The organism is Myroides guanonis (assembly GCF_900114085.1).
Lineage (GTDB): Bacteria > Bacteroidota > Bacteroidia > Flavobacteriales > Flavobacteriaceae > Flavobacterium > Flavobacterium guanonis.
Map to the genome: position 1 here is coordinate 1 of NZ_FORU01000007.1, position 11,477 is coordinate 11,477.

Sequence of the window (11,477 nt, forward strand, 5' to 3'; positions counted from 1 at the left end):
TTTATGGTCATAACACTTGTGATTTCATAAGCCACCTTAGCTTCCTGAATACTCATCTTTCCTTCTTTAATACTCAAAAGTACTTTCCGCTTTAGATTAGTTGAATATCTACGAGCTTGTCGAGTATTAAAAAACTCTTGACTACCGTATTTTTGCATCCAACCATTGACCGTGGTTTTATTTAAATTATATTTATTTATAACTGAAATTTGTGTAGCTCCAAACTCAACTTCCTGGACCACTTTTTCTATGAACTTTAGATGGTAACGTTGACTGGTTTTTTGTCCTGATTTTTCCATTTTTTCTTGTTTTGAACTGTACAGCTATTTCAGGACGGGTCAGAGGTTAAATGGACTTTGAATAGAGCTTTAAAGGATGTTGGATATAGAATAGGAGAGGTAAAGTATAGTTTTAAAGGAGATTGCGGATTGACGGTAGAGAATCTACCAACCAACCAGCAACATAACTTCCTAACCTCGTAACAGCATAACAACCAACGAATATCGAGCATCTAACAACTAACAACCAATTACTATTCTCCCTTAGCTTCTTTGCTCATTAGCCTCTTAGCTATAAAAGTGACTTTCAATTACTCAAATTATAACTAACCCAAGTCTCGAACTATCGAGTTCTGAGCATTTAGTGAGTAACAACATAACTTCCTAACCTCGTAACAGCATAACAACCAACGAACATCGAGCATCTAACAACTAACAACCAATTACCATTCTCCCTTAGCTTCTTTGCTCATTAGCCTCTTAGCTATAAAAATGACTTTCAATTACTCAAATTATAACTAACCCAAGTCTCGAACTAACCCAAGTCTCGAACTAACCCAAGTCTCGAACTATCGAACATCGAGCATCGACTAACGACTAACGACTTTCGAACATCGAGCATCTAACATCGAGCATCTAACATCTAAAAACTAAAAATGAAAATCCGTATTACTAACAAGGTTTTGCGACCTCAGATTGGAATTCTACACACTTGTTTACGGATACCTACAAGTAAAAACACACAACAATTTACGATGCTTTCAACGGGATGTTGGAACGCGTAACGGAAGAACTATGTCTTTAAAAAGGGGACAGTAGACAGTAGACGAGGGGGGGGGCGGAGCGTTAAATAAATGTCTAGTAGACATTTATAGCGAACGAGCCAGCAGGCGTGGTGGCCATAAAGGGGACAGGAAACTGAAGACAGTAATCAGATTTTAACTCCTTCGTCTCTTCGCAAATTTGCAGGACCGATCGTTAAGAAAATGTCTAGTAGACTAAAACTTTACGCTCGACCTTACTCCTTTGCTTCTTCGCTCCTTTGCAGGATCGAACGTTAAAAAAATGTCTAGTAAACATTTTTAGTGAAGAGGCCAGCAGGCGCAAGGGCTTCTAACAACAAATCAACAAATTCACAGATATACAAATCAACGAATTAGCTAATTAAAAAAATACAACCAAATGAAAAACTCATTACAACTATTAATCAAAACTATATTGATTATAACAACACTTATGCTAAGTGGAGCGAACTACGCTCAAAAGAAAGAAAAAGTAACCATTACAGGAAAGGTAACGGTAAAAGACACCGGAAAACCGCCGATAGGGATCATCACAGTCATTGAAAAGGGAGTAGCGGATTATTTGGTAGACGGAAATGAAATAGGAACAAACAGACACACCTTTGTGGAGAAAGATGGGAGTTTCAAGTTCACTATCAACAAAGGCGGAACAATCGTTATTCAAGATGGATATAACAGATATATGCCTAGAACACTTACTAAATTAGACAAGACTCAGACCATAGATGTTGTTTTAAGTCCGTCTAAAAGAACGAGTCCACCTCCTTATCCAGCCAATCAATTAACAGATTTTGAAAAGAAAATAGATATTCATAAGCGCATCAAGATATCAGGTAAAATCAGTTTTCCTGACGGCAAACCTATGAAAGATGCAACTATAGGGCAGGTAGATGTATTTACTGAAAAAGTGCCTGGTAATTGTGCACATATTTTCTCTGATAAAAATGGAAAATATGACTATACAGTGCTTAAAGGTGGTCGGATTGTTATAGGAGCACATGGCTATGAAATTTTAGAATTTACGGCAACTAAAGATACCGTGATTACCGTGAAGATGATGAAGGTTAATCCTTTTAAATAGCTTACTAGATGTTAGTTGCTCGATGCTCGATTTTAGTGGTATTGGGTCAGTCTATAATCTAATCACCAACAACCAGGGCCGAGTGTTAAGTTTTAGTCCAGTGGACTAAAATAACGATGGAGCCAGCAGGCGCACGGGCTCCTAACAACGAATAATTGCATTCACAAATCAACTTTTAAATTATGAAAAACAAATACAACATAAGCTGTATCGGCTTACTGTGGTTGTTCTTTTGTTTATCTACTTCACTCTATGCACAGGAAATTATTTCTGTGCAGGGTAGAGTAGATGGAGCAGAAGGTCCACTAGTAGGGGTGACCGTTCTTATTAAAGGAACACAGTCCGCTACAGTAACTGACTATAACGGATCTTTTAAGATTAAAGCACCTAAAGGAGCGAGTTTGCTCTTTGAATATATGGGATACACTTCCCAAGAAAGGGAGGTGAAGGCAGACGTGCTAATTGTAAAACTCAATGAAAACACTGAGTCTTTGAAAGAGATTACGATCAACACGGGGTACTATTCTGTAAAGGAACGAGAACGCACGGGAAGCATCGCTAAAATTACCGCTAAGGATATAGAGTTGAGTCCTGTGGTGAATCCATTGCAAGCTATTCAAGGACGAATGGCAGGGGTTCATATTACACAAAACACCGGAATAGCTGGAGGAGGGTTTGATATTGAAATACGTGGTAGAAATAGCTTTCGTTCAAGTGGGGTGGGGGCAAATATTCCTTTATACATCATAGATGGATTACCAATCTCAGAAAATATTACAGCTAATAACTCCCTGCTTTCAGATAAGCTTTTCCAAAATAAAATAAGTGTTTTAAATGGGATTAACCCGAAAGACATTGAGAGCATTGAGATTTTAAAAGATGCAGATGCTACGGCTATTTATGGCTCACGTGGAGCAAATGGAGTGGTGTTGATTACTACAAAGAAAGGAATAGCGGGTAAAACGCGTTTTACGATTAATTCTTCTACCAGCTTTTCAAAGGTTGGAAAGTTTATGGACATGATGAATACGCAACAGTTCAACCAAATGCGAGACGAGGCCTTTTCTAATGATGGAATCACCGTTTTTCCTGCAAATGCATATGATATGAACGGAATGTGGGATAGAAATCGCTACACCGATTGGCAAAAAGAATTGATAGGTGGAACTGCGATTAGTAAGGATATTGCGTTGGGTGTTTCAGGAGGTAATGATTTCACAAGGTTTAATGTAAATCTTGCACATGGTGAGAATGGAACCGTTTTTCCACAATCGGGTAAAGGTTTTGTTAGAAACTCAGCTTTGATTAATTTAAACCATCGTTCGCAAGATGATAAATGGAATATTAGTGTGATGGCGAATTATTCTGTTTCAACCAATGATTTACCATCAGCGGATTTAACCACTCCTGCGTTGAAACTACCTCCAAACGCACCTGCTTTATACCAGCCAAATGGAAAATTAAACTGGCAGGATGGTACTTTTAATAACCCTTTGGCTCCTCTGGGGAAAACCTATGATAGTGAAACACGACTATTGGTGTTGAACACACAAATCGGTTATAAGATTTTGCCATCAACGAGTATTAAGCTAAATGCTGGGGTGACCACTAATAGTATAGAAGATCGGGTTTTAGAACCTCATACTATTTGGAACCCTTCCTTTAATCGAACTAGTGATTTTTGGTCTATTTCTCAAAAAGGAACTAATAACTCCGATTCATTTATCATTGAACCTCAAATTCATTTGGAAAAGAAGTTTAGAGACCATAGTCTAAAAGCTTTGGTCGGGGGAACCTTTCAATCGAATTCAAGTGATTTATTTAGCAATATGGGAATTGGGTTCAGTTCTAATGCTTTTATAACCAATATAGGTTTAGCTCAAATGCAAATCATCAACCAAGTTAAAGGGAGTGAGTATAAATATGCAGCACTTTTTATTCGTTTGAATTATGCTTATAAGGATAAGTATATAGTGAACTTAACAGGGCGTAGAGATGGTTCTAGCCGTTTTGGAGATAACAATAAGTTTGGAAATTTTGGAGCGTTGGGTGCTGCTTGGATTTTTTCTGAAGAAACCTTTGCTAAAAATATGTCTTGGTTGAGTTTTGGTAAACTTAGAGGGAGTTATGGAACAACGGGCTCTGACAATGTAGGGGATTATATGTATTTGGATACTTATACCGCTAACACCGATCTTTATGATGGATTGTCGGGTTTATATCCCTCTCGTCTTTTTAATCCCAACTACAGTTGGGAGAAAACAACTAAGTTGGAGATGGCGTTGGAATGGAGCTTGTTTAAGAATAGAATTAATGCAAGTTTGGCGTGGTATCAAAACAGATCATCCAATCAGCTAATAGATATTAAACTACCCGGAATAACTGGCTTTCCTTCCATCACCGATAATTTCGGCGCTACCATTCAGAATAGAGGGTGGGAGTTCACTTTAAACACTATCAATGTTCGAAAGAAAGATTGGAGCTGGACTACGAACTTTAATATTTCACTTCCTGAAAACAAATTAATTGCTTTTGCTGGTTTGGAAGAATCTACTTATAAGAATAGCTATGTGGTTGGAAAGAGTATTAATCTAGTTTCGACCTACAATTATGAAGGTATTGATCTTTCAACAGGGCTTTACAAATTCACAGATTATGACAATAATAATATCATAAACACTCAAGATAAAAAAGTGTTTGTTGAACGAGAGATGAAGTTCCACGGTGGACTTCAAAACACCCTTTCGTATAAGAACTTTAGTTTAGACTTCTTGTTTCAATTCGTAAAACAAACAAATTTCAATTTTGATAATATAATGACCAGACCAGGCACTTTGATTACTAATTATCCCGAAAGAGTTGTAGATAGATGGTCACCCTCCAATTTAGAGGGAAAATACCTGCAAGCTCATTCTTCAAGTAGTGCAGCTTCTAATAGTTATGGATTCTTAAGAGAAAGCAACCGTGCTATTTCGGATGCGTCTTTTATTCGCTTGAAGAATCTGTCTTTAGGCTATCAACTAGCTTTACCTAAACTTGGTATAGAACTATTGAATTTATATGTGCAAGGACAGAACCTTTGGACTTGGACTAATTATTACGGTATAGACCCAGAGTTTACATCTATTGGAAACTTACCTCCATTGCGAACCATTTCTTTTGGAATGCAATTAACTTTTTAATTTATTTGTTATGAACAATTTATATGCTCCTATAAAAAAGGGGGTAGGCCTATTGATTTTAAGTCTATTCCTAATCGCCTGCGAAGACATGGTAGAAATCGAACTACCCGACAATCAACTCAACACGCCAGCTGTGTTTTCAGATAAGCACACCATCAATGCGGCGCTTTCAAACATATATTCCAATTTTAGAGGAGCCTTCTTATTTGATGGAATGGGAGATGGAAACTTAAGTAAATACACGGATGAATTGGAATCATTTCTTCAAGAGGATTTTTTTTATGCGAATAGTTTAACAGCTTCTGAACCTATTGTTAGCCAATTATGGAATCTATCTTATTCCGATATTTATCACATCAATGCTTTTATAGAAGGATTAGAGGCTTCGAATGCTTTGGAGGAAAGGGATAAGAAAGCGCTGTTGGGAGAAGCTTATTTTTTAAGAGGCTTGTATTATCATTATCTCACTCAGCTTTTTGGAGATATTCCCTATGTGACAACTACTGATTACAAAGCGAACAGTCGCATTGGAAAAAAGACCTATTTAGAGGTTTTAGATTTAGTGGAAAAAGATTTGAAAACAGCTTTGGAGTCTATGGATAATGCATATAGACATCCTGATCGTATTTATCCCAATAAAGCAGTAGTAGAACTGGTATTAGCAAAGAACTATCTATTGCAAAAGCGCTTTGATTTGGTGGAGCAATATGCTCAAAACATAATTGATAATCCACTTTATGTTTTAGAAACCGATTTAAACAAAGTGTTTAAAAAGAGTGCTTTTTCCACACTTTGGCAAAGAAGTCCTTACGATATATATCAAACAGAATCAAACACTCCAGAATCCGCAATTTATAATTTTACGACTTTACCACCAACTCGAATAGCTTTATCCAATACTCAAATGCAAGCTTTTGAACCAAATGATTTAAGATTGCAACAATGGACGAAAGAAGTAACCAACGGTGTGGATTCTTATTGGCATGTTTATAAATATCAAGGTCTTTTTAATGCACCTATAGAATACTCTATCGTTTTCCGTTTGGAAGAGGCTTATTTTATAAAAGCAGAAGCGTTGGCTTATCAAGAAAAAGTGTCAGATGCAGTGAATGTTTTAAACGAGATTCGAACTCGAAGAGGATTAATGGGTTTGCCTACTACCTTGAACAAAGCTGATTTTATAACCGAATTGCTAGCTGAATATCAACGAGAGTTTTTCACAGAAGGTGGGCATCGTTTTCTAGATTTAAAGAGAAACAATCGTCTACAAGATTTAGAACTCATTAAACCAAACTGGGAAACGAAGCACGCTTTACTTCCAATACCTGAATCTGAATTACTGTTGAACGAGAATCTAAAACCACAGAATTATGGGTATTAGGAAGTTCGGTTTGCTAGTAATTTTGTTATTATACTATACTATCTCGTTGGCTTCGCACCAACGGGATAGTATTTCTATAGATACTAGATGGAATCAATGGTTAATTTCATCCATTTCTTCGAAAGGAGATTGGGTATCTGTATATCTAAATTATCCAAATAACAGAAGTCAAAGTAAAGGATTCGCATTGCATATAGAAACTAAAAAGAGAATCGAGATAACAGGTATTTCTCAACACCAATTTACAGCGATAGATTTTCTAATCGGAAGGAGAGCAGCAGAAACAGTGGAGTTAGATTTAAAGACTCAAAAAGAAATTTCTTTAGGAAAGCTAAAACAGCAAGACTGGATAGAAGCCATGCAAACATTGTACTTTATAAATGAAAATAACCAATTGGTACTAAGAAAATATGAGAAGAAGGGCGCGAAAGAGATTCTTAAACTTGAGAAAATAGCGAGTTATTCCATGAACCCTTCCAAAAACCAGTTGTTATATCAAAAAGAAGGAGAAACCGTACTATACCATTTAGACTTAAAAACTTTGAAAGAGAAAAGGTTATTAGATTTAAAAGAAAGTTTCAGCGGAGCTACATGGAGTTTCTCAGAAGATGTCATAAGTAGTATTTTGGAAAATAAGAATATTGTATTGATAGATTTAAGCAAGGGAAGTTTTAAAACAATAGAACTGCCCAAAGAAGAAAGATCAATAAGTAATGTTTGGAGTAGTTTCTTTTCTAATAACGACCTTTTTATTAGTTATCAAGTTCTAAATGCTGTTGAAAAAGATCCTATTAAGGACTATTTAGATATATGGAATGGAAATGATCGAGAATTGAAATATAAAACAAGTGGTGCAGGATGGGGAGAATCGGGTGTTTATCCTCCAAAAATGGAAGGTGAAACGAAAGCGGTTGTTTATCAAAGTTCGAAAGAAGAACTTATTGTATTACCTCAGGATGCTAAAAAAAAGTATCTGAATATAGGAGTCCCGAATTATCTATTGGTATATGACCCTTTAGAATTGCAAGATTATTCAGAGACCTTTGAAAAGGTGCGCTATCGACTGTTTCAAATTGATACTGCAAAAGAAATAGGAGATTTAATTACCGCAATAAATTTTGAGAGTTACTATAGAAAATCACCTGATAATAGATATATTTTATACCCTAAAAACGATATATGGGAGATTTATGATTTTGAGACTGGGAAGCGAATGTCTTTTTTGAATACAGATACATTTAATTTTCCTATATGGTCGTCTGATTCTCGATTTATTTATTATCACAACTATGAAAACTTATTGCAATATGATGTTACAACCCAAAAAACTCGAAAGATTACGAATCTGAAAGGGAAGAATAGATTTTCAATAGTCAATTCAATACGAGAGGGCAATTCCGTTTATGTAGATGTAAATAAACCGACGCTTTTTTATATTGACCAACCCAATAATAAAACTTCATATTACAGTTTCTTTAAAGGAAAGTTGACAAATATTGTTGATACTACATCAAATAGATTAAACACCTCTTATTTGAACAGAGGAGTTTCAGATGATGGACAAACATTGGTGTGGACGGAGGAGAATTACAATCAACCCCCAACTGTGAAAGTATTTAGAAAAGGAAAGGTGACTACACTTTTAGAAGCTGCTGTTCCCAAAGAATTATACAATTGGAGAAAACAAAAAGTGATTCACTACAAAGACAAATATGGAGTGGACTTAACAGGAGTACTTTGGTATCCAAAAGATTTTAACCATTCTATAAAATACCCAATGGTGACTTATATTTATGAGAGACAAAATGCTATAGGTTCTTATTTTGAGATTCCTAAGGTTTTTGATACTAAAGGATTTAATAGAACAGTTTTGAACGAACAGGGTTATTTTGTTTTTCAACCCGATACCTATGTGTCGGAAGAAGGTGCTGGACTCTCTGCCTTGGAATGCGTTACTAAAGGCATTGAGACAATCACTGCTTTAGAACCTGCTATAGACAAAACAAAGCTTGGCTTAATGGGACATTCATTTGGTGGTTATGAGACTAGTTTTATATTGAGTCAATCAAAATTATTCGCAACAGGGGTAAGTGGAGCAGGGGCTCATGATTTAATTAGTTTTAATTATGAATATAATTATATGTTGAAAATGCCGAATTGGTTTAGAGTAGAGGGCCCTCAACAAGATTTAAGAGATTCATTTGGGGATAACTCAACCAAGTATTATAAAAATTCACCGATTCACTTTGCTCAGAATTTTGAAACACCTGTCTTGCTGTGGACGGGAATGAAAGACGATAATTCGAATTGGGAACAAACACGACATATGTACATTGCTTTAAAGCGTTATCAAAAACCTGTTATTGCACTGTTCTACAAAAGGGAAGGGCATAGTTTCAATAATAAAAAAGAACAACTCGACTTGACCTATAGAGTGTTGGATTGGTTTGATTATTATTTGAAAGGGGAGACGAATAAAGAGTGGATTGCAAAAGGAATTGACTACAATAATTATTAAAAAAGACGCCCAAAAAGGGCGTCTCTATAAATGGTTATTATTAAATTAAAGAGGTTTTCTAAGTGGTAACACACATATCCATGGACTGCTAGTGGATGGTCGTGTCATAAAATACATTGGATAGAGTATCTCGTCAATTTCTATAGTACATATATCTCCATTATTCATTATCGAACAATTTTGAGGGGGTACTGCTGAATGAAAGACACAGTTTCCTGAACCATCTTTATATCCATAACCCATTAAAACTTGTTGAGGTGCTTCTTCAACCACTTCTGTTTCAATAACTACTTTTACTGGCTCTGTCGGTGGATTGGTGTCCATTGCAAAACCGCTTACTATCATCATAGTGAAAACTCCTAGAGCTACTATGATATTTTTAATTTTATTCATAATTTTAAAAATTATAATGCTAGTCCTAATAGATTAATAGGAGAGGGCTAGCGTTCTCCTTTTAATGGCTGCCTATTCCTGAACTGAGAATAGTTCCATTAAGCATCACAACAGTTTTTGACTGCTGGTGTTGAAAGTGGAATGGTTCGTTTTGAATGCGCATTTCTAAATCGTCAACTCTTCTTTCAAAGGGCTTGGAACTCCAATATTTGCAGAAAACACTAATTTCTTTTGCTGTAGGAACTCTTTCCAATGCTATTATTTTTAGTAAATAGGTTTTCGCTTATATAGTGTTAAATATTTTTTTGTTCTATTTTCTTTTTGTAATTTTATAATACTAAAACGAAACAGTATGGATCTCATATTAATAGTTTTAGCAATAGCTCATATTACATTTTAAGGTTAAACGTCTTTTTTTTGTGAGACCAGAAAGGCTTTTGAAAACTTTTTTCAAAAGCCTTTTTTGTTTTTTTACTGATTAGTAAAATTCCAAAATAGATTTGAGAAATCTTTTTGCTATTTTCTCTATATTTTGGTGATAAAATCTTTTTTTGGACGATTCACTCCTCTTTTTGGGTGATATATTTTATTTTAGGTGAGAATTAGACTTAAATCGCTTAGTTTCAATTAAATGTTTTCACAGTAAATCCTTTGCTTTAGTGTAGTTATATCTTTTTATCTCTGAACTATTGTGTTTGAAGTGTTTTGAGATATCTCCATACAAGGTGTTGTCTGAATTATAATTTAAGTCAATAGCTATTTCTTTTATAGCCTTATCTTCAAAGTATAGTTTTTGCAATACGAGGTTCATCCGCTGATGAAAGTGATATTCCTTAAGTGTTAAACCAATAATTATTCTGAATTTTGAAATTAAATTAGGATACGATTGGCTTATATAGTTTTCCAAATTATGCTCATCTAAATCCAAAACCCTCTTTGGATCTTCTTTGTAATAGGTTGCACACATTAACTTTAAATTGAAGTATCCAATGTTTCTGGTATGGTTTGCATCAGGTGAAAAGTGAAAATTGAAATCATAAATCAATATCCATAAGCTTTCGGTAGTGCCGTCTAGATAGATATAGCCAAAAAGAGTAGTGTAGGTATCTTCTTTAAAAGGAAGTATAAATGAAAAGGGAGTTAGTTTGTTCTCTTCCCTAATTTGAAATTTAGATAGGTTTAGTTGTATATAGCTAGAAACAAACTCTTGCCGATCCGTAGTGGAATAAACAGAACTGAAGACAGATTGTATCTTATCATTATCAATTTGAAAACACATATCTACAGTATGTATAAGCGCTTTTTTTTCTTTAAAATTGTTAAAATACTTAGTCTCTAACTGTAAATCGAGTAATCGATTTATAAAGTCAGAACCCTTTTCTAAGAGACTTTGTGGTAAAAGCCCCTCAATTTCCAATTCCCTTTGTAAAATAATAGCGTATTGCTCGCAAAAAGAGATTAAGACATCTGTTAGATTTTGGTGTAGTTCTAGAGTCATTCCATGATGTTTTAGGTGTTTACATATTTAGTTTGTCATTAATTGTATTACTAATACCCTCTGTAGTAATTGTTTGAAAAATCTGTAAATATATTGCATTCAATTAAGATATAAAATGATAATTATCAGTTTCAGTGATTATTTTAATATAATTTTTAGATAAATTACTTGAATTAATGAGTGATGGGGCGCGGTTTGCGCATTTGCCTCTTTGCTCTTAGCGCTTTGCGCTTTGCGATTAGCTTTTTCGCTCCTTAACAAATTCTCTTATAATAAAATCATGCAAAATGTGTTTTTTAAAACATACAAATGATTAATGTTGAGATATTTAATTATTTATAGC

General features: G+C 34.9%; 8 protein-coding genes. 4 read left to right on the top strand and 4 right to left on the bottom strand.

Annotated elements, in window-relative coordinates; all coding sequences use genetic code 11:
• Window positions 1-299: hypothetical protein (locus tag BM024_RS07190; RefSeq protein ID WP_394333273.1), on the bottom strand; the 299-nt coding region annotated here is incomplete at its 3' end.
• 1,161 nt (window positions 300-1,460) lie between these two features.
• Between BM024_RS07190 and BM024_RS07195 the strand changes: the two genes are divergently transcribed.
• The 4 genes from BM024_RS07195 (at window position 1,461) to BM024_RS07210 (ending at window position 9,243) form a co-directional block, all read left to right on the top strand.
• Complete coding sequence (locus BM024_RS07195) at window positions 1,461-2,162, top strand: hypothetical protein (protein ID WP_090678791.1); 702 nt, start codon at window positions 1,461-1,463, stop codon at window positions 2,160-2,162.
• 182 nt (window positions 2,163-2,344) lie between these two features.
• The gene (locus BM024_RS07200) at window positions 2,345-5,344 is read left to right on the top strand and encodes a SusC/RagA family TonB-linked outer membrane protein (RefSeq protein ID WP_090678792.1); all 3,000 of its coding nucleotides are present in this window, start codon (window positions 2,345-2,347) and stop codon (window positions 5,342-5,344) included.
• A 10-nt stretch (window positions 5,345-5,354) separates the two neighbouring features.
• Complete coding sequence (locus BM024_RS07205) at window positions 5,355-6,725, top strand: RagB/SusD family nutrient uptake outer membrane protein (protein WP_245753873.1); 1,371 nt, start codon at window positions 5,355-5,357, stop codon at window positions 6,723-6,725.
• Entirely contained in the window at window positions 6,715-9,243 is a 2,529-nt protein-coding gene (locus tag BM024_RS07210; protein ID WP_090678793.1) for an alpha/beta hydrolase family protein, read from the top strand. Before BM024_RS07205 ends, BM024_RS07210 begins: the two co-directional genes overlap by 11 nt.
• 45 nt (window positions 9,244-9,288) lie before the next feature.
• Here the strand turns inward: BM024_RS07210 and BM024_RS07215 are convergent, their stop codons facing one another.
• The 3 genes from BM024_RS07215 to BM024_RS07220 all read right to left on the bottom strand — a co-directional run bounded on the left by BM024_RS07215 (window position 9,289) and on the right by BM024_RS07220 (window position 11,134).
• Entirely contained in the window at window positions 9,289-9,636 is a 348-nt protein-coding gene (locus tag BM024_RS07215; protein WP_090678794.1) for a hypothetical protein, read from the bottom strand.
• 61 nt (window positions 9,637-9,697) lie between these two features.
• Window positions 9,698-9,889 carry a hypothetical protein gene (locus BM024_RS13640; RefSeq protein ID WP_143077736.1) on the bottom strand — a complete coding sequence of 64 codons (192 nt, stop codon included), beginning with the start codon at window positions 9,887-9,889 and terminating at the stop codon, window positions 9,698-9,700.
• A 384-nt stretch (window positions 9,890-10,273) separates the two neighbouring features.
• Entirely contained in the window at window positions 10,274-11,134 is an 861-nt protein-coding gene (locus tag BM024_RS07220; protein ID WP_143077737.1) for a helix-turn-helix transcriptional regulator, read from the bottom strand.
• Window positions 11,135-11,477 lie beyond the last annotated feature (343 nt).